Annotated in this window: 14 protein-coding genes; 7 read left to right on the top strand and 7 right to left on the bottom strand. The window is 39.0% G+C overall.

Annotated features, from left to right (window positions below):
* Position 1: 1 nt before the first annotated feature.
* The gene (gene pdxH / locus G3I01_RS12360) at positions 2–649 is read right to left on the bottom strand and encodes a pyridoxamine 5'-phosphate oxidase (protein WP_219552824.1); all 648 of its coding nucleotides are present in this window, start codon (positions 647–649) and stop codon (positions 2–4) included.
* 616 nt (positions 650–1,265) lie between these two features.
* Here pdxH and G3I01_RS12355 point away from each other — a divergent pair.
* The 4 genes from G3I01_RS12355 to G3I01_RS12340 all read left to right on the top strand — a co-directional run bounded on the left by G3I01_RS12355 (position 1,266) and on the right by G3I01_RS12340 (position 14,932).
* Entirely contained in the window at positions 1,266–10,277 is a 9,012-nt protein-coding gene (locus G3I01_RS12355; RefSeq protein WP_219548310.1) for an HYR domain-containing protein, read from the top strand.
* 12 nt (positions 10,278–10,289) lie between these two features.
* On the top strand, positions 10,290–11,201 hold the full coding sequence (locus tag G3I01_RS12350) for a type IX secretion system membrane protein PorP/SprF (protein WP_219548308.1): 912 nt from the start codon (positions 10,290–10,292) through the stop codon (positions 11,199–11,201).
* Positions 11,202–11,218: 17 nt separating this feature from the next.
* Entirely contained in the window at positions 11,219–13,078 is a 1,860-nt protein-coding gene (locus tag G3I01_RS12345; protein WP_219548306.1) for an OmpA family protein, read from the top strand.
* A gap of 381 nt (positions 13,079–13,459) precedes the next feature.
* Positions 13,460–14,932, top strand: a complete 1,473-nt coding sequence (locus tag G3I01_RS12340) for a S41 family peptidase (protein ID WP_219548304.1) — start codon at positions 13,460–13,462, stop codon at positions 14,930–14,932.
* 265 nt (positions 14,933–15,197) lie between these two features.
* Here G3I01_RS12340 and G3I01_RS12335 read toward each other — a convergent pair whose 3' ends face one another.
* From G3I01_RS12335 to pyrR, 5 genes are all read right to left on the bottom strand, one after another.
* The gene (locus G3I01_RS12335) at positions 15,198–15,704 is read right to left on the bottom strand and encodes a CAP domain-containing protein (RefSeq protein WP_219548302.1); all 507 of its coding nucleotides are present in this window, start codon (positions 15,702–15,704) and stop codon (positions 15,198–15,200) included.
* Positions 15,705–15,879: 175 nt separating this feature from the next.
* Positions 15,880–16,788 carry a ribonuclease Z gene (locus tag G3I01_RS12330; protein ID WP_219548300.1) on the bottom strand — a complete coding sequence of 303 codons (909 nt, stop codon included), beginning with the start codon at positions 16,786–16,788 and terminating at the stop codon, positions 15,880–15,882.
* Positions 16,789–16,821: 33 nt separating this feature from the next.
* Complete coding sequence (locus tag G3I01_RS12325; protein WP_219548298.1) at positions 16,822–17,154, bottom strand: ribonuclease Z; 333 nt, start codon at positions 17,152–17,154, stop codon at positions 16,822–16,824.
* 55 nt (positions 17,155–17,209) lie between these two features.
* Positions 17,210–18,142, bottom strand: a complete 933-nt coding sequence (locus G3I01_RS12320) for an aspartate carbamoyltransferase catalytic subunit (RefSeq protein WP_219548296.1) — start codon at positions 18,140–18,142, stop codon at positions 17,210–17,212.
* Positions 18,143–18,149: 7 nt separating this feature from the next.
* The gene (gene pyrR / locus G3I01_RS12315; RefSeq protein ID WP_219548294.1) at positions 18,150–18,689 is read right to left on the bottom strand and encodes a bifunctional pyr operon transcriptional regulator/uracil phosphoribosyltransferase PyrR; all 540 of its coding nucleotides are present in this window, start codon (positions 18,687–18,689) and stop codon (positions 18,150–18,152) included.
* Between the two features lie 177 nt (positions 18,690–18,866).
* On the opposite strand from pyrR, the gene G3I01_RS12310 reads away from it, so the two are divergent.
* Positions 18,867–19,463 carry a hypothetical protein gene (locus tag G3I01_RS12310; protein ID WP_219548292.1) on the top strand — a complete coding sequence of 199 codons (597 nt, stop codon included), beginning with the start codon at positions 18,867–18,869 and terminating at the stop codon, positions 19,461–19,463.
* 5 nt (positions 19,464–19,468) lie between these two features.
* Here the strand turns inward: G3I01_RS12310 and G3I01_RS12305 are convergent, their stop codons facing one another.
* A complete protein-coding gene (locus tag G3I01_RS12305; protein ID WP_219548290.1) occupies positions 19,469–20,458 on the bottom strand; it encodes an alpha/beta fold hydrolase in 990 nt (329 codons plus the stop codon).
* Positions 20,459–20,638: 180 nt separating this feature from the next.
* On the opposite strand from G3I01_RS12305, the gene G3I01_RS12300 reads away from it, so the two are divergent.
* Both G3I01_RS12300 and G3I01_RS12295 read left to right on the top strand, forming a co-directional pair.
* Positions 20,639–23,008, top strand: a complete 2,370-nt coding sequence (locus G3I01_RS12300) for a glycogen debranching protein (protein ID WP_219548288.1) — start codon at positions 20,639–20,641, stop codon at positions 23,006–23,008.
* Between the two features lie 84 nt (positions 23,009–23,092).
* Complete coding sequence (locus tag G3I01_RS12295; RefSeq protein ID WP_219548286.1) at positions 23,093–24,007, top strand: alpha/beta hydrolase; 915 nt, start codon at positions 23,093–23,095, stop codon at positions 24,005–24,007.
* Positions 24,008–24,065 lie beyond the last annotated feature (58 nt).

The following is a 24,065-nucleotide window of genomic DNA, read 5'->3' as shown; positions in this document are numbered from 1 at the left end:
TTTAAGGTGCTAGTCGTTCAATTTTCCAGTTATTTTCAGAAATATAAGAGAAGAGGATCCTGTCATGCAACCTGCTTTTACGGCCCTGCCAGAATTCAAATTTAAAAGGCTTTACAATATATCCACCCCAATTCTCTGGTTTTGGGATTTCTCCTTCCTTATATTTCTCTTCAAGATCATTAAGCTTTGATTCCAGATGTTCTCTCGAAGGAATTGATGAGCTTTGATCTGAAGCCTTAGCGCCAAGCTGACTGCCGCGGGGACGGCTTTGAAAATACTCTTCAGATTCTTTCTCCGGAATTTTAGAAACTTTTCCCTGAATTATAATTTGCTTTTCTAAAGATGGCCAGAAAAATGATATACAACATTGCGGATTTTCACTTATTGCTTTCCCTTTCTGTGAGTCATAATTAGTAAAAAAAGTAAATCCCTCTTTACTAAAGCTTTTAAGGAGAACAATTCTGGATAAAGGGATCATGTCTTTTCCAACCGTAGAAATATTCATGGCATTGGCTTCTTCCACATTTTCAGACTCGTCTGCAAGCTGAAACCAGGATTGAAATAATTCTAAAGGCTCTCTGGGAATATCAGACTCCTTTAATTCTCCTTTTTCGTATGATTTTCGATAGTCTTTAAGGTCCTTCTGCATTTCTTTGGAAAGTTTCATGCAATTTACAAGATTATTAAACAAGGCTGAAATGTTTTTATTTGAATTAAAGCCGTCTTCTGTTTTATAACACATATCACCGTTAAAGGGTAAGATTGCCAATTATATTTTTACAGAATTAACTCTCAATTGAACTGGAAAAGACTACAAAATAAATCTATGTAAATCACCTAATTTCAGAGCTTTAATTCCGCTTTTTTGGTCAATTTATTAGGGTTTTCCCCTATCATTTTCAAACTCTTCCTACAAAATTCCTACAATTAATCGGGAAAATATCACCATTTTGAAGGGGGACAAAAAGAAAAATTATGCATTTTACCGAATTTATTCCCCGTTATATCTAAAAGTTTTTAAATCCTCTTCTTTAACGAATTAGTTGTAATAGTTTTACACCATAATTACACCATAATAGAGTCACCCCCACACTTCTATAGGTAATTCCTCAAGATTACCAGGTGTTTTTTAACCCTTGTTTTTTCATACTGAACGCCCCAAATCAGATGTAATTGATTTTCTCTGAAAGTCAAGCTATTGAAATTATTAAACACTATCGCTAACACCGATATAAACAAATTTGATAATTCTAAACATTATTGATATGATTTGGAAAACTACTACTAAAAGTAATTACGGAAAATTGAATAGTCCATTACAGGGCTTTGATTTCCGGGATAAAGTGTCCTCTTATGGCCAGTTAATTCTGTTAGGGCTCTTTTTTATATTCTCAAATTCTTATGGCCAGACTAGCTCAAGTACCATAGATGGGGATCCATGTATTACTTTTGACAGCTGTCCTGATGATCAGGTATTATGTGCCGATACTGCCAATGAATTGGGAGAGTATGGCGCACAGGTAACCTGGACCACTCCGAGAATTTCACAGACCTGTACCAATACGGGTAGTACTGGGAATTTCCAAATGCTTTTTGAGCTGAACGAAGCTTTACTTGGCAAGGATTGCTGGGATTTTACTTACATCCAAAGGGTTGGAACCGACGGGGGTTATGTAAAACTATTTTCCAGTAACAATAATAACGCAGATGGTAGTAAAAAATCAGTTATTACAACTCCTTACCTTGTTCTTGAACAAGGTTCAACCACTTCTATCGATTTAACCTATAATGAAGGAGATTATGGAATTGAATTATTCCTTATCCCTGAAAGCGGTTCAGCCATTCCAAGTGGATCTTACACAAGTGTAACTGCCGCACAAACAACATATGATTTCACGATTTCTTCAACAGGAGTATATAGATTACAATATGTTTTTACATATAGAGGAAACCGACCACCAAAAGCTAATACCGGTGATACTATAATTGCTGTAGACGGAATTTTATATGATGATGGCTGTAGCGGTGGTGTAGATTTTACAGTTTCCGGTCCTACAAAAGGCTTTTATCCGGTTGGATCTTATGATCTACAATATGTTGCAACCTATACAGATCCAGACGGTACAATAAAACAAAAGATCTGTTCATTTAATATTACGGTAGTTGGCATTGAAGCTGAAATCACCGGAAATGAAGAAATAAATTGCAACAATGAAAGTATTACATTAACCGGACAGGCAACTGGTTTACAAGGAACTCCTTCCTATTCATGGAATACCGGTGCTTCAACTGCATCGATAGATGTTAGTTCTCCCGGAGATTACACGGTAACCATTACAGATGAGGAAACAGGATGTTCAAATTCAGAAACTGTAACGGTTCTTCAGGATAAAACAGCTGTTAACGCACAAATTTCAGGAAATGAAGAGCTTAATTGTACTACTTCAAGCATTACTCTGGACGCAGGTGCATCTACAGTGCAAGGCACCGCTTCTTATTCCTGGAATACCGATTCTGCTACCGGAGCCCAGGTTGGAACTTCTTCTACTTTACAGGTAACTTCCCCGGGAACCTACTTTGTAACGGTGACCGATAGTGACAATGGATGTTCTGCTTCTACTTCGGTGGAGGTAACTCAGGATATATCTCCTGTAACAGCCAGTATCACAGGGAATGCAGAACTTACCTGTGCCAATACCGAAATAACTTTAGACGCTTCAACTTCAACTGCCCAGGGTAATGTATCATACTCATGGAATACAACTAGCGCGGATGGAACACAGGTTGGAACTTCTTCAACATTGAATGTCAGCTCCCCTGGAACCTTTTATGTTACTGTGACTGACACTGATAATGGTTGTTCAGATTCGACCTCTGTAGAAGTTACTCAAGACATTACTCCAGTAACTGCCGATATCTCAGGAAATGAAGAATTAACCTGTGCCAATACCGAAATTACTTTAGACGCTTCAGGTTCAACTTTCCAGGGAACAGCTTCCTATTCATGGAATACCAATAGCGCTGATGGAACACAGGTAGGTACTTCAGCAACTTTAGCTGTTAGCTCTCCTGGCACCTATTATGTAACTGTAACCGATGCCGATAATGGATGTTCCGCTTCCACTTCTGTTGTAGTTACTCAGGACATTACCCCTGTTACTGCAGATATCTCAGGAAACGAAGAATTGACATGTGCCAATACCGAAATTACTTTAGACGCTTCAGGTTCAACTGTGCAAGGACCAGCTTCTTATTCATGGAATACTAATAGTGCTGATGGAACCCAGGTAGGAACTTCAGCAACTTTAACTGTTAGCGATCCTGGAACTTATTATTTAACCGTAACAGATGAGGATAATGGGTGTTCTGACTCTACTTCTGTGGTAGTTACTCAGAACATTACTCCAGTAACCGCAGAAATCTCTGGAAACGAAGAATTAACCTGTACGAATACTGAAATCACTTTGGACGCTTCAGGTTCAACAGTGGAGGGTCCTGCTACATATTCCTGGACCAGGGTTACCTTAGAAGGGACTGTGGTTGGTACAGAGTCTAGCTTACTGGTATCTGAACCAGGGACTTATTTTGTGACTGTAACTGATGCTGAGAATGGATGTTCAGATTCTGCCTCTGTGGTAGTTACTCAGGACATTACTCCGGTAACTGCAGATATCTCTGGAAACGAAGAATTGACCTGTGCCAATACCGAAATAACTTTGGACGCTTCAGGATCAACCTTCCAGGGAACACCCTCGTATTCATGGAATACCAATAGCGTAGATGGCCCTCAAGTAGGAACTTCAGCTACGTTAAATGTTAGCACTCCTGGAACTTATTATGTAACTGTAACCGATGGCGATAATGGATGTTCAAATTCTACCTCTGTGTTAGTTACTCAGGATATTACACCTGTTACAGCAGATATCTCCGGAAATGAAGAATTGACCTGTGCCAATACCGAAATTACATTAGACGCAGCAGGCTCAACAGTTCAGGGGAATGCTTCCTATTTTTGGAGCACCGGAGCTACTTCAGCTTCTATCGAAGTTACCCAGCCTGGCGATTATACAGTTACTGTTACTGATAGTGATAATGGTTGTTCCGCTCAGACTACAGTTACCGTAACTCAGGATATTACTCCGGTTGTTGCTGATATTACTGGGGTTGAAGAACTTAATTGTACTACAACAAATATAACTTTAGACGCTTCTGGATCAACAGTTCAAGGATCTGCTTCCTATTTATGGAGCACTGGAGCTACTTCAGCTACTATCGAAGTTACTCAGCCTGGAGATTATACAGTGACTGTAACCGATAGTGACAATGGTTGTTCCGATCAAACTTCTGTAACCGTTACTCAGGATGATCTTTCAGCGGAGGCTATAATTACCGGAAACGAAGAATTAAATTGTAACACTACCAGCATCACTCTTGATGCGAGCACCTCAAAAGTTCAGGGTACTGCTTCTTATGTATGGAATACGGGAGCTACTTCCGCTTCAATTGAAGTTACTGAGCCTGGAGATTATACCGTTACGGTGACTGATAGTGATAACGGATGTTCTGATGAAACTACCGTAACTGTAACTCAGGATATTACTCCAGTCGTTGCTGACATTACCGGTAATGAAGAACTAACCTGCGCTGTTACCGAAATCACTTTAGATGCTTCGGGGTCTACAGTTCAGGGCAATGCTTCTTATGAGTGGAGCAACGAGGCAACTTCGGCTACTATATCGGTAACCGAGCCTGGTGATTATACCGTAACGGTGACCGACAGTGACAATGGATGTTCTGCTCAGACTACAGTTACCGTAACTCAGGATATCACTCCAGTGGTTGCTGACATCACAGGAAATGAAGAACTAACTTGTGTTACTACCAGTATTACACTGGATGCTAATGTATCAACTGTTCAGGCTGATGCTTCTTATTTATGGAGCACCGGAGCAACTACTTCTTCTATTGAAGTTACTGAACCAGGAGAATATTCCGTTACTGTAACTGATAGTGATAATGGATGTTCTGATGAAACTACTGTAATCGTAACCCAGGATATTACTCCGGTTGTTGCTAATATCACCGGAAATGAAGAACTAACCTGTTCAACCACCGAGATCACTTTAGATGCTTCGGCTTCTACTGTTCAGGGAACAGCTTCTTATGCATGGACCAAAGATGGTGATGCTACTGTACTTGGAACTAACGAAACACTAACTGTTTCTGAAACCGGAATGTATTATGTAACAGTAACCGACAGCGATAACGGATGTTCTGATTCTGCTTCAGTTGAAGTGACCCAGGATGCTAACCTTCCAGTCGCTACTATAACAGGAAATGAAGAATTAACTTGTACTACTACCGAAATTACTTTAGACGCTTCAGGTTCAACTGTGCAGGGTACTGCTACTTATTCCTGGACAAAAAATACTTTAGAAGGAACTGTGGTTGGTACTAACGCTACACTATTAGTATCTGAACCTGGAACTTATTTTGTGACTGTAACCGATGTTGAAAATGGATGTTCAACTACAGACTCAGTAAACGTTACTCAGGATATTACTCCGGTAACTGCTGATATCACTGGAAACGAAGAATTAACCTGTGCTACTTCAGAGATCACTTTAGATGCTTCAACTTCTACAGTTCAGGGAACTGCTTCTTATGAGTGGAGTAACGGGGCGACTACCGCTACTATTACCGTAACTGAACCGGGAGATTATAGCGTAACTGTTACCGATAGTGACAATGGATGTTCCGCTGAAACTACTGTAACTGTAGCTCAGGATATCACTCCAGTGGTTGCTGATATTACAGGAAATGAAGAATTAACCTGTGCTACTACCGAAGTTACTTTAGATGCTTCTGGATCTACCGTACAGGGACCTGCTTCTTATGAATGGAATACCGGAGCGACTACCGCTACTATTACCGTGACCGAACCGGGAGAATATTCCGTTACCGTAACCGACAGTGACAATGGATGTTCTTCTGAAACTACTGTTACCGTGACTCAGGATATTACTCCTGTGGTTGCCGATATCAATGGAAACGAAGAACTCACCTACTCTACTACAGAGATCACTTTAGACGCATCGACTTCTACTGTTCAGGGAACAGCATCCTATGAATGGACCAAAGATGGTGATGCTACTATAATATCAACTGACGAAACACTAACTGTTTCTGAAACCGGAATGTATTCCGTAACAGTAACAGATAGCGATAATGGATGTTCTGATACTGCTTTTGTTGAAGTGACCCAGGACGCCAACCTTCCAACTGCTACAATATCAGGAAATGAAGAATTAACCTGTATTACTACTGAAATTACTTTAGACGCTTCAGGTTCAACAGTGCAGGGTACTGCTACTTATTCCTGGACTAAAAACACTTTAGAAGGACCTGTGGTTGGTACTGATTCTACACTATTAGTATCTGAACCGGGAACTTATTTTGTAACCGTAACTGATGCTGAAAATGGATGTTCAACTACAGATTCAGTAATCGTTACTCAGGATATTACTCCGGTAACTTCCGAAATTACTGGAAACGAAGAATTGACCTGTGCTACTACCGAAGTTACTTTAGATGCTTCTGGATCTACTGTGCAGGGAAATGCTTCTTACTTATGGAGCAACGGAGCAACTTCCGCTACTATTGTGGTAAGCGAGCCTGGTGATTACACCGTAACTGTGACCGACAGTGATAATGGATGTATTGCTCAAACTACAGTTACCGTAACTCAGGATATTACTCCGGTAGTTGCTGATATTACAGGAAATGAGGAACTAACTTGCTCTACTACAGAGATCACTTTAAATGCTTCAGGATCTACCGTTCAGGCTGATGCTTCTTATTTATGGAGCACTGGAGCGACCACTTCTTCTATCGAAGTTACTGAGCCGGGAGATTATAGCGTAACTGTAACTGATAGTGATAACGGATGTTTTGCTGAGGCTACCGTAACTGTAGAACAGAATACGATCACTGCAGAAGCTATTATAACCGGAAATGAAGATCTTGATTGTAACAATACTTCAGTTAATCTGGACGCTAGTACTTCTACAGTTCAGGGAACTGCTACTTACTTATGGAATACAGGAGCAACTTCAGCTTCTATCGAAGTAACCGAAGCAGGAGATTATTCTGTAACTGTTACCGATAGCGCCAATGGCTGTTCTGATGAAACTTCAGTAACTATTAATTTTATTGAAGATACAGAGCCTCCGGTTATTACCGAATGTGCTGCTATAATAAATACAATGGCTGATGAAGGAGTTTGTACTGCTTCTGAAGTTGAACTGGGAATGCCTGTTGCAACTGATAATTGCCCAGCCGAATTGAATATCATTAACAACGCTCCGGCTGTATTTCCACTAGGAGAAACTACAGTAACCTGGACAGTAACTGATGCTGCAGGAAATTCAACTACCTGTGAGCAGATCGTAAATGTGATCGATAATCAGGCACCAGTTATTACTGCTTGTGCTTCAGATATGATGAATGTTGAAGCTGATAACGGAGTTTGTGAAGCATCTCAGGTTGATCTTGGAATGCCTGCAGTTTCTGATTACTGTACGGCTACTGAAGATCTAACTATTACTAACAACGCTCCGGCTGTATTTCCTCTAGGAGAAACTACTGTAACCTGGACCGTGACCGATGCTGCAGGAAATTCAACTACTTGTGAGCAGATCGTAAATGTGATCGATACTCAGGCACCAGTTATCACTGCTTGTGCTTCAGATATGATGAACGTTGAAGCTGATAATGGAGTTTGTGAAGCATCTCAGGTTGATCTTGGAATGCCAACGGTTTCCGATAACTGTACTGCTACCGAAGATCTGACAATCACTAACGATGCTCCTTCTGTATTTGCTCTGGGAGAAACTACAGTAACCTGGACCATTACCGATGCTGCTGGAAACTCAACAACTTGTGAGCAGATCGTAAATGTGATCGATACTCAGGCGCCAGTAATTACGGCTTGTGCTTCAGATATGATGAATGTTGAAGCAGATAATGGAGTTTGTGAAGCATCCCAGGTGGATCTTGGTATGCCAGCAGTTTCTGATAACTGTACTGCAACTGAAGATCTGACTATTACTAACAATGCTCCTGAAGTATTTCCTCTTGGAGAAACTACAGTAACCTGGACCGTGACCGATGCTGCAGGAAACTCAACAACTTGTGAGCAGATCATAAATGTGATCGATACTCAAGCACCAGTTATCACTACTTGTGCGTCTGATATGATGACCGTTGAAGCTGATAACGGAGTTTGTGAAGCTTCTCAGGTTGATCTTGGAATGCCAACAGTTTCTGATAACTGTACGGCTACTGAAGATCTGACAATCACCAACGATGCTCCAACTGTATTCGCTCTTGGAGAAACTACAGTAACCTGGACCATCACCGATGCTGCCGGGAACTCAACAACTTGCGAGCAGATCGTAAATGTGATCGATACTCAGGCACCAGTTATCACTGCTTGTGGGTTAGATATGATGACCGTTGAAGCTGATAACGGAGTTTGTGAAGCTTCTCAGGTTGATCTTGGAATGCCAACAGTTTCTGATAACTGTACGGCTACTGAAGATCTGACAATCACCAACGATGCTCCAACTGTATTCGCTCTTGGAGAAACTACAGTAACCTGGACCATCACCGATGCTGCCGGGAACTCAACAACTTGCGAGCAGATCGTAAATGTGATCGATACTCAGGCACCAGTTATCACTGCTTGTGGGTTAGATATGATGACCGTTGAAGCTGATAACGGAGTTTGTGAAGCATCTCAGGTGGATCTTGGAATGCCAGCAGTTTCTGATAACTGTACGGCTACCGAAGATCTGACTATCACTAACGATGCTCCTGCTGTGTTTGCTCTTGGAGAAACAACAGTAACCTGGACTGTGACAGATGCCGCAGGAAACTCAACTACCTGTGAGCAGATCATAAACGTGATCGATACTCAGGCACCAGTTTTCGAAGCTGTATCAGATATCAATCTGAATAACGATGCCGGAATATGTGGCGCAACATTTACCTATGAACTTCCGGTAGTAACAGACAATTGTGGTGTCGAGAGTTTAACTCTTACGGAAGGGCTTGCCTCTGGAGAAGAATTCCCAATAGGAACAACCACCGTTACTTATACCGCGACAGATGCCTCAGGAAACACTTCAACCGTAAGCTTCGACGTAAATATTACTGATAATGAAGCTCCAACTATTGAATGTCCTGAAAGCTTCACTGTAAACGTAGAATATGGAGTTACTTCTACGGTAGTAAACTATGAGGAGGTTACCGCTTCTGATAACTGTGGTGAAACCACGGTGACCATGACCAGTGGTATCGCTTCCGGAGAAGAATTTCCTGTAGGAGAAACGCTAATAGAATATACTGTAGTAGATGCAAATGGAAATGAATCAAGTTGTTCGTTTACGATCACAGTAGAAGAAGATCCTGCTCCTGCACCACCGGCTGCACCAGAACCAACGGTAATTGCTCCGACATGTGAGAATCCATTCGGATCGATAACTGTAAGCACAGAAAATGGAGTTAGCTTCACTATAGATGGAGTAAACTTCCAGAACAGTGGAGTATTCGAAAATATTGAAGCTGGAACCTATCAGATAAGTGTAAAAGACGAATTTGGACAGGAATCTGAAGTAATTACTGTAGTTATTGAAGAACCTGTTGCTGAAGAAATTGAGGTGACCCAGGCACCAGAACTTTATAATGATGGGACCACGACCGCATTCGACCTTTTCGATCTTCTTGTTGGAGATGTAGATGAGTCGGGTACCTGGATAGATAATGATAATACAGGCGCGCTAGATAATGGATTTATCGATCCTTCTATGATGGAAGCCGGCACTTATATTTTCACATACGAACTTGACGGGTTCTGCCCATCCAGCACACAAGTAAGTGTTACTATTTTCGATGGTATAGTTCTGAATTGTAGTATTGAAGATATTAAAAACGGTATTTCAAAAGCTGTGACACCTAACGGTGATAACAGGAACGATTTCTTTGAAGTAGACCTGGACACAGAATGTGGCTTCACTTATGACCTTAGAATTTTCAACAGATGGGGTGCTGAAGTTTACACTGCGCAAAATTACCAGAATAACTGGGATGGATTTTCAAAGAGCTCATTTACAAATTCGAACCAATTGCCTTCAGGTACTTACTACTACGTTCTGGAAATCAGAAATAGTGAGTTTCAACCTATACAGGGATATATCTACTTAGGAACTAAATAAAAAAGGGAAACCATGAAAAAAATATCTTTAATCATAGTGATCTTGTTTGTAAGCTTTTCAGGCTTTTCACAACAGCTCCCTCAGTTTACGCAATACATGTATAACACGATCTCTATCAACCCAGCTTACGCAGGAAGTAGAGACGGATTTTCAACCATAGGACTTCACCGTAGTCAGTGGGCAGACCTGGAAGGCGCTCCTACTACCCAAACCCTCTCTTTACATTCTCCTTTACGGAATGATAAGGTTGGTTTAGGACTTTCGGTAATAAACGATAATGCGGGGTATGAAAATTACACCTATGCCTATGGGGATTTCTCATACCGCCTGGACCTGAGTGCTGATGTTACTTTACGCCTGGGGCTTAAAGCAGGGATGAGTTATTACAACCTGGATGAAGAACTGTTGAATGATCCTGCAGTGGCAGATGATCCATTTTTTCAGGACACCTTTAACCGGTGGTCCCCGAACTTCGGAGTTGGTTTCTATTTATCTTCCCAGAATTGGTACATAGGTGGATCTGCTCCTAAGCTTATCAATAATGACAATAACGAATCCAGTGAATACATGGCCCTGGAACAGGTTCATTATTATCTAACAGGTGGTTATGTTTTTGACCTTACGGATATGATCAAATTCAGACCCTCCACCCTATTCAAAGCAACACAGGGTGTACCGCTATCTATAGATATTTCAGCTACCACAATTTTCAACGAGAAATTTTATGTGGGGGCGAACTACAGAATTGATGATGCGATAGGTGGATTCCTGGACATTCAATTATTTGAAGGTTTCCGCGCGGGTTATGCTTATGAATATCCAATTTCAAATATAAGCCCGTATACCTCCGGTACTCACGAAGTTCTGCTTATTTATGAATTCAGATTTAAAAATACCAGATATAAATCCCCCCGTTTCTTTTAACCTAAAGTCCTGTTGATATGAAAAAAATATACTTTTTATTGCTGATAGCGCTTTCCTGCACTGTAGCCGTTCAGGCTCAAAGTGGAAAACAGAAAAAGGCCGATAGACTCTATAATGATTTCGCATACCTGGAGGCTACTGAGGTCTATAAGGAACTTATAGAAAGGGATTATAAGGTTTCTTACAATTCCAGAAAATTAGGGGATACCTATATGATGCTAAGAAGTCCTGAGAATGCCGTGCATTATTATGGCGACATTATTGAGGATACTGCGGTTTCTCCGGAATATTTTTACAAATATGCCCAGACTCTACGCGGAGTTAAAAGATATGATGAATCCAGAGAATGGCTAAGAAAATATCTCGAAAGCGGAAGGGAGTCTGAAGAGATCCAGGCCATGCTTAATAAAAGTGAATATAAAAGTAAGGCAACCTATAAATTAAAATCTTCTGAATTTAATTCTGAAGTAAGTGATTTTGGGGTTTTCGTTAAAGACGACAACATTTATTTCGTTTCTGCTCGTGCCCAGGATACAGATGTAAAAGACAAAACCTATAGCTGGAATGGAGAACCATTTCTGGACATTTATGTTCTTGATAAGAATTCAGGAACTGTGAGTCCTATAGATGGAGACATCAATACTAAATTACACGATGGTCCAGTGGCTATAAGCCCTGATGGTAATATGATCTATTTTACAAGAAATAATTACCTGAATAATAAAGAAGGGAAACGGGATAAGGAAAAGACCAACCACCTGAAATTATATTCAGCTACAAATTCTGAAAATGGCTGGGCAGAGGTAAAGGAACTAGGCTTTAACAGTAACGAATATTCTGTAGGTCATCCTTCCCTATCACCAGATGGCAAGACATTGTACTTTACTTCAGATATGCCAAACGGCTTTGGAGGAACAGACCTTTATAAAGTTGCAATAGATGAAAATGGTAATTTCGGGCAGCCTGAGAATTTAGGTGAACCGATAAATACTGAATATGATGAAACATTTCCTTTTATGGATACCGACGGAACGCTGTATTTTTCTTCTAATGGCCATGCGGGATTAGGCTTATTCGATATTTTCAAATTTGAAGATGGAAAAGTAGATAACTTAGGAGAACCGGTGAATAGTAGCATGGACGATTTTGCTTATTTCCAGGTCGCAGATTCTAAAGAAGGTTTTATTTCTACCAACCGCGATGGCGGAAGTGACAACATCTACGTTTTCAATAAACTTAATCCACTTATTCTTAAAGGACAGGTGACCGATGCTGTTAACGGGAATCCTATTCCGCAGGCCACAGTGAGATTACTGGATGGAGAAAATAACCAGATCGCATTTTTAGAAACCGATGCTGAAGGGAACTATATTACCGAAATAGACAGGGATATGAAATTCCCGGTTGAAGCAAAGGAGATAGAATATGAAACTTTTGCGGGCGAAATAAGCACCATGGATTCAGATGAAAAAGAAGAGATCACTTATAACATTGCATTGGAACCTGTGAAGGATGTTGAATATTTAGCTGAGATAGATAATATCTATTTTGATTTTGATAAATCTGTGATCAGGCCAGATGCGGCTCAGGAACTTGACAAACTTATCACTTTGATGCAAGAGGAATATCCTGAACTGGTGATCGAAATTGGAGCGCATACAGACCGCCGCGGAAGCAATGCTTATAATGAAAAATTAGCCGAAAGAAGGGCGAAAGCTACTTACGAATATCTAATCGAGAACGGAATTGCTCCTGAAAGAATCGTTGAATATAAAAGTTATGGTGAAACCAAACCGGCGATCGACTGCGAACGCTGTTCTGAAGATGATCACCAGCTAAACAGAAGATCCATGTTTAGCGTTGTAAAAATGGAATAAACTGCTAACTAACCTGAACGAAAGAGGCTTTCTGAAGTCGTAACTGTTCCCCCTAATATATTCCACAAAGGAATATAAACAGAAAACTCTCAGACGGCCTCTTTCTATTAAAACAGGTAAAATTATATCCTGATCGAGTTTTGGGGTAAAATAAGAAAGTCGAAAAGTAAAATAGATCAATTTTGATCGACCCCAACAGATCGATTGAATAGAAAAAGGTTCAGCCTCTAGCCTGAACCTTTTTCGCTTTTATACAAACCACTCCCCCATCATAACCTGTTTTTTCAAACCATCAGCATTTTAACAAATTGTGGCATAGTTCCTGAACTATATTGTAAAAACTAACAACTCTGCAGTTAATAGCTGATTGAAAAAGAAAAAATGAAGTTTAGAATATTAATGTTCCTGAATTTAGCCATACTTATCCTTTCATCCTGTACCAAAGATGAGGATATAATGGAAAATGGAAATTCAGGTACTGAAACAGGAAATTCTGAAAGTGCTATATCAGAATTAGAAATTGAAGTGGAAAGTTTCATCTATAATGGACTTAATGAGATTTACCTCTACAAAGACAATGTACCAGAATTGGCAGATGATTATTTCCAGAACACTAATGCTAAAAGGGAGTTTCTAGCCAGAGCCTCTACCCCGGAAGATCTTTTTGATAACCTTACCGCTTCTATAGACCGGTTCAGCTTTATTACAGATGACTATAATGATCTGGAAGACAGGTTCGATGGAGTTAGCGGTGCAACTGGGATCAAGTTTGGTATTGGCCAGATCTCCGGTACTAATAATGTATTTGGAATAATTAGATATGTACTTCCTGGTACCTCTGCTGAACGAGCGGGATTGGAAAGAGGTAATGTTTTTACAGAAATAAATGGAGAAAAACTGACTTCCGGCAACTTTTCAAGTCTTATTGAACAGTCTAGTTATAGTATTAATGTGGGTACCGTAGAGAACGGACAGATCATTTTAACCGATAAGGAGGTTAACTTAACAGATGACAATTATACCGAGAATCCAGTTTATATATCTAAAGTTTTGGAAGTAGGCGGAAGAAAGGTCGCTTACCTGATGTACAACAGTTTCATCGCAGATTTTGATGACGAACTAAATAATGCCTTCGCCGATTTTAAAGCAAAGGGAGTTACAGACCTTATTCTTGATCTTCGATATAATGGTGGTGGATCTGTAGAATCTGCCAAAGACCTTTCCAGTATGATTACAGGGCAGTTCAAAAACAAGGTATTCATTAAAGAACAATGGAATGCTAAATACCAGAATTTCTACGAAACTCAAAATCCGGAAGCGCTAGTCAACAGGTTTGATGATCGTATTAGAAACGGCGAGCAGATCAATAGTCTTAATTTATCAGAAGTCTATATTTTAACCTCTGCATCAAGTGCCTCAGCCAGCGAATTGATCATTAACGGTCTTGACCCTTATATTAATGTGGTACAGGTTGGTGACTATACTGTTGGGAAATTCCAGGCTTCGGTGACCCTTTATGACAGTGAGGATTTCAGCAAAGATGGTATCAACGAGAATCACACATATGCCATACAGCCATTGGTCTTCAAATCCCTGAATTCAGTTGGCAATACAGATTATATAAATGGTCTGGAACCAGACATTGCATATATTGAGAATCTGAATGATTTCGGAATCCTGGGAAATGAAAACGAGCCATTACTGAACAAAGCAATTAATGATATCCTGGGACGATCCCATATCAACAAATCTCAGGTTGAACGATTAGATTTCGAAGTACTCGGCGAAAGCGAAATGAATTCTCCAAATTACCAAAGAATGTACATTGAGAAAATACCAGGTATCAAACAATAAATAATTTATATTGAATCTAATAAAAAAGCTCAGAGAGATCTGAGCTTTTTTATTTCGGAAGAATGTTTTCTGATCTTAAAAAGATATAAATCCTACTAAATTTTCTTAAAAGAGTAGATTTTAATTCGATTAGGAATCAAAGCATTATTTAAGGTTAAGGGCAATTTGAACTTAATTTTGATAAGTAAATATTAGGCATAAAAAAAAGGGTCAGCCTCTAGCCTGAACCCTTTTTCGATTTGGGGGGAAAACAAACTTTATCGTTCTATTTCTTTATAAAAATATTCGTGAAATAATTTTTACCATTTTCATCCTGTCTCACAGAGATCCCGAAGTGAGTAAAACCTCCTTCAACATTCTCTCTGTGACCTTTACTCTTAAGCCAGGCATTAACAACGGCTTCTGAGTTTCTGTAACCAAAACCAACATTTTCAGCCACGGCCTTAGCTCCAACCTTATTCATTAACTGAGATGCACGTAACGAGAAATTATCGTGACTTACCACGCCTTCTTCGATCATATATTCATTGTGGTTTTCAGACTCAACAGAAAGTTCTGCAAGTGGTTTAAGCTGACTTAATCCAAGTGCTTTTCTATAAAGATTTAATTCGTCTAAAATTTCAACCTCAATAGTGTTATAACTGTATTCTGCTTTCTCAGTAACAACCTGATCATATGCATTCACATCATCTTGTAAACTATCTTTTGAACACGACGTAAGAAACAGCGCACAAAAAAATAAAGTCAATCCTGTTAATGTAATTTTCTTCATAAGTTCACTTATTAGACTCAAGGAAGATAAATGTACATTATTAATCGACTAAATGCACTTTCGACTTAAAATAATACTAAATTTGAGTGAATTTTAACATTTTTTGTAGGAATTTACAGTCGAATAACTGAATGTCAATCGATTAAGAGCTTTTAAAACGTTAATTGGCATAGTGCTATTCAACGATAATTTCCTTGCCGTCGTCGGCTAAAATAATCTCAGGAAAAATTGTAGATGCTTCTGTGCGGAATAATTCGATATTTGGATACCTGGTGGAATAATGTCCTAAAATAAGCTTTTGAACTTCTGCCAATTTTGCTATTGTTGCTGCCTGCTTGGCGGTGGAGTGTTTAGTAGGCAATGCAAGATCTGCTTTATCTTCCAGGAAAGTAGATTCATGATACAGAACTGTGGCATTTTTGATCAAAGGAACTATATCTGTATCAAACATAGTATCACTGCAATAAGCATATGATTTCGGCGGTAGAGGATCTGCCGTTACCAGGTGATTTGCAATCAATTTTCCATCCTCTGAAACCACATCTTTGCCTTTTTTAAGGCTTTTAAAAAGGCTGAAATCGATATTATAAGTTTCTGCTTTATCAATAAGCAATTTGCGATCACCTTCTTTTTCCTTAAAAAGAAATCCATTCGTATAAACCCTGTGTTTCAAAGGAATTGTGCTTACACTCACTTTTGAATTCTCGTAAATGAGTTCAGGTTCTTTAGAGGTAAGTTCATGAAAAATGAGCGGGAAATTCGTCCAGGAATTGGCAAGTTTTAATTGCAGGGTAATAATCTCCTTGATGCCCTTTGGACCGTAAATATGTAATTCAGATTCCCGGTTCAATAACCTAAAGGTACTTACAAGTCCTACAAGTCCATAAAAGTGGTCTCCGTGAAGATGAGAAATAAAGATATGCTTGATCTTTGAAAATTTGATCTTATTCCTTCGTAATTGAACCTGCGTCCCTTCTCCGCAATCTATAAGAAAGTGATTGTTTTGTATTTCAAGAACCTGTGAGGTAGGATTGGTAAAACTACGTGGAGTTGCAGCATAGCAACCAAGAATGTTGATCTTCATTCGATCTTATTTTTCGATTTATGCGGGGCAGTATTAAAATCCTAGATCTCTCTGGATCTCATCCATCTGGATCATATCTTCAGCTTCCTGAAGTGTAGGAACCACTACCAGCTCTTCAGGTAATTCATCGATACCTACAGCATCGGTTACCAGTACAAAGCTTTTATTATCATTTCTGTGAACATTAGATAGCTCTAGAAAAGACAGTAACTCTTTTGAAGCTACGTTACTTGCGCTTTTTAAATTTACTACGATATTCTGATCCTTAAAATCTGAATGATGCCTGGTAAGATCTGAAGCGAAATTAGTTAGATCCTCTCCTTCATTCTCTATCAGTAAAAAGTTTTCTTTTTCGGTAGTTTTCATATTCAAATTCTAAATTCATTCCAAGTTAAAAAAACAGTATATATTTATCAACCATCTACTGCTTGATCTTGGAAGCTAAAAGATAGATAACAGCCATCCTTATAGCAACGCCATTCTGAACCTGATCAAGTATGATCGCATGTTCTGAATCTGCTATATCACTAGTGATTTCCACTCCCCTGTTTATTGGGCCTGGGTGCATAATGACTATTTCTTTATTTAAGCTATCCAGTAATTTCTTATTAAGCCCGAACTGTTTTACATATTCGCGGGTACTTGGGAAATAGCTGATATCCATACGTTCATTCTGTACTCTTAGCATATTTGCCACATCACACCATTCCAGCGCGGCCTTAAGATTGGTCTCTACTTCTACCCCTAAAGATTCAATATGTTTTGGAAGAAGGGTTTTCGGGCCACAAACCTTGACCTGGGCTCCTTGTAATTTCAATGCGAAAATATTGGACAAAGCCACGCGGCTATGCAGAATATCCCCTACGATGACCACTTTTTTCCCTTCTACTCCGCCCAGTCTCTCCCTAATTGAATAGGAATCCAGCAAGGCCTGTGTAGGATGTTCATGGGCTCCATCTCCTGCATTAATTATACTTGCTTTTACATGTTTAGAAAGAAAAATGCCTGCACCAGGATTAGGATGACGCATCACCACCATATCGACCTTCATCGATAGAATATTATTTACAGTATCTATAAGGGTTTCACCTTTTTTAACCGAAGAGGAAGCGGCTGAAAAATTTATTACATCGGCGCTAAGGCGTTTTTCAGCAAGCTCGAAAGATAACCTGGTTCTTGTACTGTTTTCAAAGAAAAGATTAGCAATGGTAATATCTCTTAAAGAAGGTACCTTCTTTATGGGCCTGTTAATTACTTCTTTAAAATGATCGGCTGTTTTGAAGATAAGCTCTATATCTTCAGGTTTAAGATATTTGATACCCAGTAAGTGATCTACACTTAATTCGCTACTCATTTCTTAGCTATTTTGATATTAGATAAACCGCATCCTCACCATCATTCTCCTGCCAGCTTACCTTGACTTTTTCTTCATTTATCGCATCTACCTGCCTGCCGTTATAATCTGGCTGGATAGGCAAATGCCTGCTGAACCTCCTGTCGATCAAACTTAGTAGTTCGATCTCCTTAGGTCTCCCAAAAGACTGAATAGCGGTTAAAGCAGCACGAATACTTCGCCCGGTATATAAAACATCATCGATGAACACCACGCATTTATCTTCAACTATAAAATCTATTCTGGTCTTATTGGCTTCCAGAGGTTTCTCTCCCCTTCTAAAATCATCCCTGTAAAAAGTTATATCCAGTTGCCCCATCTTAATAGAATCGAGACCATATTCCTCTTTTAGGATCTTTTCGATCCTGTTGGCTACATAAATTCCTCTTGGCTGAATTCCAACTAATACTGTGTCTTTAAAGTCTGTATGCTTTTCTACTAATTGACAGGCCAAACGATGTAGAATGATATTGAGTTGGTTAGAGTCTAGTAGTACTTTCCGGCTCATAAGACTATTTGTAGATTGGAACAAAAGTAATGTTTTTTTTGGATTGAATAATATACTCTCACCTATCTTATAAATTAATAATCCTGTTTCAATTTCCCAGCTTTTTCGTAAATTCTGTTTTACCCGGAAAACTTAGGGCTGGATATGCTTTAAATTAATAACTTAAATTTTTGGATAATGTATAACAGTAAAGAAATAAGATGGTTTTATAGAACTGAAGTTGAAAGTATCCGAAACTGGTTCGAAGAGAACGGATATATATTTGAAAATACAGAAGCCCGCACCGATTTTTATTTACCGCTAAAGGAAAAAGAAGATATCAGTATCAAGCTAAGGGAAAAAAATATCGAGGTCAAACAACGCATAAGCAAATCTGATAAGGAAAAATTAACCTCGCAGGTTAAAGGCTATCTGGAGAGTTATACAAAATGGAGCTTCTCTTCAGCAGAAGACGATTCACTCTTCCATGAAATTACAGAAGGAGAAAAATTTAGCTGGTTAGATGTAAAAAAGGAACGAATTGGTTTTAAGCTAAAAAAGGATAATAACTCAAATATTATTCGCGTACCCATTGAAGAATATCCTGATTATGGTTGCCAGATAGAATATACCAGGGTGAAAGTTAACGAGGAAATCTGGTATACTTTTGCGTTAGAATGGTTCGGAGACCAGGAATTGAAATTCAATTATTCTCTTCTCGATGAGATCGTTGGGGATAATAAACTAAAAGCTTCAGATTCTATGGGATATGCAGAATTTCTGAACAAATTTTGATCATTCTAATTATAGTTTTTCACCTTTTGCAAAAATTCAAGGATCTCCTTTTCTACAATCCTGGTATCCTTAGATTTTATATCGCTCCCAATAAAATGGGTACCGGGAGTTTTCAATGGCACCAATGATTTTAGCGAATCTGGCGTTGAAAATAATTTATGAGCATCTTCGTATATACTTACTTCCACATGCTGATCTTCTTCAATAAAATTCTTATGATAATAAAGCGTTAGCACGGGCACATTAATTTCCTTAAATATTTCCGGTTTCATGGTGGTTTCCACCAGAACCTGCAGGTCTACCAGTGCTCGGGATGGATAAATTGTGTCCCAGTATTGTCTGGCAATTTCCTGTTCGTGCTCGATCTTTTTATTCTTTCCAAAAGAAATTAGATTAGCAATTTCATAGCCCCACGGAGAGTTGAGCACAAAAGTACCCGGCTGATCGTCCTCCATGTTGGGAGATAAATTAACCAGGGCATATATTTTATCGGGAAATTTTGCGGCAAGTTTCAAAGCAAGGGTTCCTCCCGTAGATGTACTCATTATTATAACTTTTCTACCTATTCTATTCCCTATTACCAGAGCTTCTTTTGCAGATTTCCATGCATTTTTGCCATCAAAAGTGTTCAGAGATGCCGGTGGTTTTAATCCGTGACCAGCCCATCTCGCCAAATAAAGATTTGCATTAAGAGAGTCTGCAATATTTTTATTTACCGGATAACCATCGCGGTAACTACCAGCAAAACCATGTAAGTAAACAATACTGTATTCTGTTTTTTCAGGTCCATCTTGCCAGCGTATCCTGGCCTGATTATCCTTTCTTACGGGCAGAGAGTCTTCTCCATTATTCACATAGGCTTCAAGCTCTTTAAGGTTTGAAGGTAGCTCAGGTAAAGAAGTAGAATAATCGGGTTTAGAAGGTACGGGGCCGGAAAAATAGGTAATTGCCAACGCCAGAATAAAAATCAGAAGAAACCAGTATCTTTTTTTCATGCTCAATGATAAGAATTATTTGAAGCACAAAAAGCCAAACTAATGTGAAAAACAATGGCAGTAGGCACAATTAAAAGAAATCCGCAATCTTCCGCATTAGCAATAAAACCAGCTTTCCCAGACGTCTAATAATTAAAACTTAAAAATCATTAGATTTACTATATCTCATTAATTAACAGTATGAAAATCAATTTACTCTACCTCTGCCTGCTCTTAAATATTTCTGTTTTTTCGCAGGAAACTCCTGTAATATCAGAAATTCTTAAGGATAGTCCGGCGATAAAAGGCAAAGCAGAATACCTGGAATCCCCTTTTGTCACTGCTGGGAACAGATCATATCTGGTTGGCCACCAGGATGGAAGTTTTCCGGAAATAGGCTGGCATATAGAAGGTGAAATGGGCGGACTTTGGAACCATCCCATAAAACTATTAGATGGATTTGAAGCTGAAATTATTTCTGAAAGTGACACCATAACTCTGGATAAGGCAATCTCTTTTACCAATTATCCAGTGGCTGGAAAACAGGATTTCAAACTGGAAGGCCTTGGATTAGAAATCGAGCGTTGGCAATTTATACCTGATGACGTACAGGGAGCTATAATTCAATACAAAATTGAAAATAAGGGGGATGAAATAAAAGATCTACAATTTACCTTTAAAGCCTTTTCAGATCTTAGGCCTACCTGGCTGGGAGATAGAACAGGAATGAAAGATGCGGCAGATAAAGCCGCATTCAACACTAATGAAGGTTATTGGATATACAAAGACAGCCTAAATCCCTGGAGTGCAATTTTCAGGGCAGATAGAAGAGCTGATTCATTTGATAGCTTTCCTTCAAAATATCAAGGCCTGGGCAAGGGAACTTCTCTAACTTTCAATTTAACTATACAGGCTGGAACTTCAGAAATAATCACTTTTTTTATCGCCGGATCTTATAATTCGGTATCTGAAAACTTAAAGAGTTTTCACTATCTGAATAAAAACCTTGAAAAAGAGATTAAAGGAAAAAGGGACCGGTATAATGCGTTAGCATCCAGGTCCAAATTATCAATTCCGGATAAAAAATTACAGGAAACTTTTGAGTGGCTTAAATACAATTCGGCATGGCTGGTACAGGAAGTTCCGGAAATTGGTACGGGAATCACCGCGGGGATACCAGATTATCCCTGGTGGTTTGGCGTGGATAGTGAATATGCCTTGAAAGGATACATGGCCATTGGGCAAACAGATCCTGTTTACCAGACGATAAAGCTTCTAGAAAGTGTTTCCATGGCCGTAAATGGAAACGGTAGGATCATCCATGAAATGTCGACAAATGGTGCGGTATTCAACAAAGGAAACATTAATGAAACTCCTCAATTTGCCTCTTTGATATGGGAGGTCTATAAATGGAATGGCGATAAAGAATTTTTAAAGAAATACCTCCCCACTATTGAGAAAGGCCTGAACTGGCTAATGACAGAAAATGATGCTAATAAAAATCTGTTCCCAGACGGTTTTGGAATGATGGAAATTCATGGCCTTGATAGTGAAATGATAGACGTGGCAGTATATACCCAAAAGGCTTTCGCCGATGCTTCGAAAATTGCCTCAGAATTGGGAAAGAATGAATTAAGTACAGAATATTCTAAAATTGCTGCAGAGCTAAAAGAAAAGATCAATACAGAATTCTGGTCTGAAGAGTTCGGTTCTTATGCAGATTTTATCGGGACAGATGAGCAGGCACTGAGATTAGTTGAAGATGCGATCATTCGCGCAGACACTCTGGACAAGCCCTGGTCCGTGAAAGAATTGAAAACACTAAAAGAACATATTATTAAAAATCCTTCGGAGAAATCCCGCCCTTTTGTACTTCATCATAATTGGGTTGTGAACACTCCTATGGAAATGAACATCGCAGATCCTGAAAAAGCTAAAATCGCTTTGAGAACAGCAGAGAAATTCACAAATCCTTTCGGTGTTTTTGTTACGGGAATAGACAGAGATGAAACGGCAGGAAGGGAAGAAACCTCATTTAAGGGAAGCGAAGTGTTTTCATATACAGGAGCAGTTATGACCCTTCCCACCGGGGTTTTGGCCATTGCTGAAAATAATTATGGTAATCCCGCTAAGGCGCTGGATTATTTAAAAAGAATGAGCAAAACCTTTAGTTATGCACTTCCAGGGAGTATGTATGAAGTTTCACCAGATTATGGGATGATCACACAGGCCTGGAATATTTACAGTTGTGCGATCCCTATCATTCAGCAGTTTTTTGGAATACAACCTATGGCCTCTGAAAGGAAGGTTACTATTAAGCCTCAATTCCCTTCGGAATGGGATTATGCCTCGTTAGAAAATGTGAGCGTTGGTGATAATAATATCTCTATACATTATAAAAAGATAGACGGGAAATTCAATTTAGAAATTCAGCAGGATAATGAAGATTGGCAAATTGAAGTGCTTTTACCTATTCAGAAATATGAAACCTCAGGAAAAACAGAATCATTAAATAATCAAATTAGGATTGTTTCCTCTTCTTCCGAATTAATTATAAAGCAACAAAATTAATTTAGTTCATAAAATCCTTAGCTGCCAGGTGTAACAAAATTTACTCAAATCCGTCATTGTTGAATCACTAATCATTTTTTAACAATGAAAAAAATCATACTTGCAACATTGTTTATCGGTTTAAGTTTTTCAGCAATTGCCGAAGAGAAAAAGATCATCACTTCAGATGGAGTGGAACTTTATGTAAAAGTTGAAGGAAAGGGTATCCCTTGCCTTTACTTACATGGCGGTCCTGGTTCAGGAAGTTACTGGTTCGAGAAATTTTTCGGGGATTTTATGGAGGAACATTTTACAATGATCTACCTAGACCAGCGTGGTGTAGGACGGTCTGGAAGTCCTGAAAACAAAGATTTTAGTATAGAAAGGATGACCAGGGATTTCGAGGAAGTTAGAAATGCGCTGGGTTATAAAGACTGGTTAACGCTTGGGCATTCATTTGGCGGCCTGCTTCAAATGGAATATGCTGAAAATTATCCGAGGGCTCAAAAAGGAATGATGATGATAAATACCACATTACATTTAAATGAAAGTTTTTGTGATAGCTGGGCTCCTAAAGCTTTTGAATTTTTAGGCAAGGATTACGGGGGTTGTGAAAATGATTCAATTCCATTGTTACAAAGAATGGGAGCTCTGGGAAATGAGCTAAGAGAAAAGGATCTGTTCTGGAAAATGGCCTATTCAAAAAAAGAAAATCAGGCGATAATGGATTCAACTTGGAGCGAAGTTGAAAACTGGAACTATGATTTTGGAAATGCGGCCTGGGATTATGAAGAATATTGGAGGGATTATAAACCTATGGCTAAGGATATTAAAATTCCTGTATTATTCTTTTATGGGAGCAAAGATTTTATGGTAGGGCCTTTACATTATAAAAATATTGAGTTTCCCGAAATGTTATCCTGGGAAAGCGAGGTAGGACATATCCCTTTTCAGGAAAACACTGAAGACCTTAAAAGAGCAATTCTAACCTACATGAACAAATACCACTTTCAGGCTTAATAAATATCCTGAAAAATAAAAAAACCTCCTTAGTTGCCTAAGGAGGTTTTTACTTTAT

This window comes from Gramella sp. MT6 (genome assembly GCF_019357415.1).
In the GTDB taxonomy this organism is placed as follows: Bacteria; Bacteroidota; Bacteroidia; order Flavobacteriales; family Flavobacteriaceae; genus Christiangramia.
The sequence above is the reverse complement of the archived record's forward strand: the minus strand, read 5'-3'. Positions and strand labels throughout refer to the sequence as shown.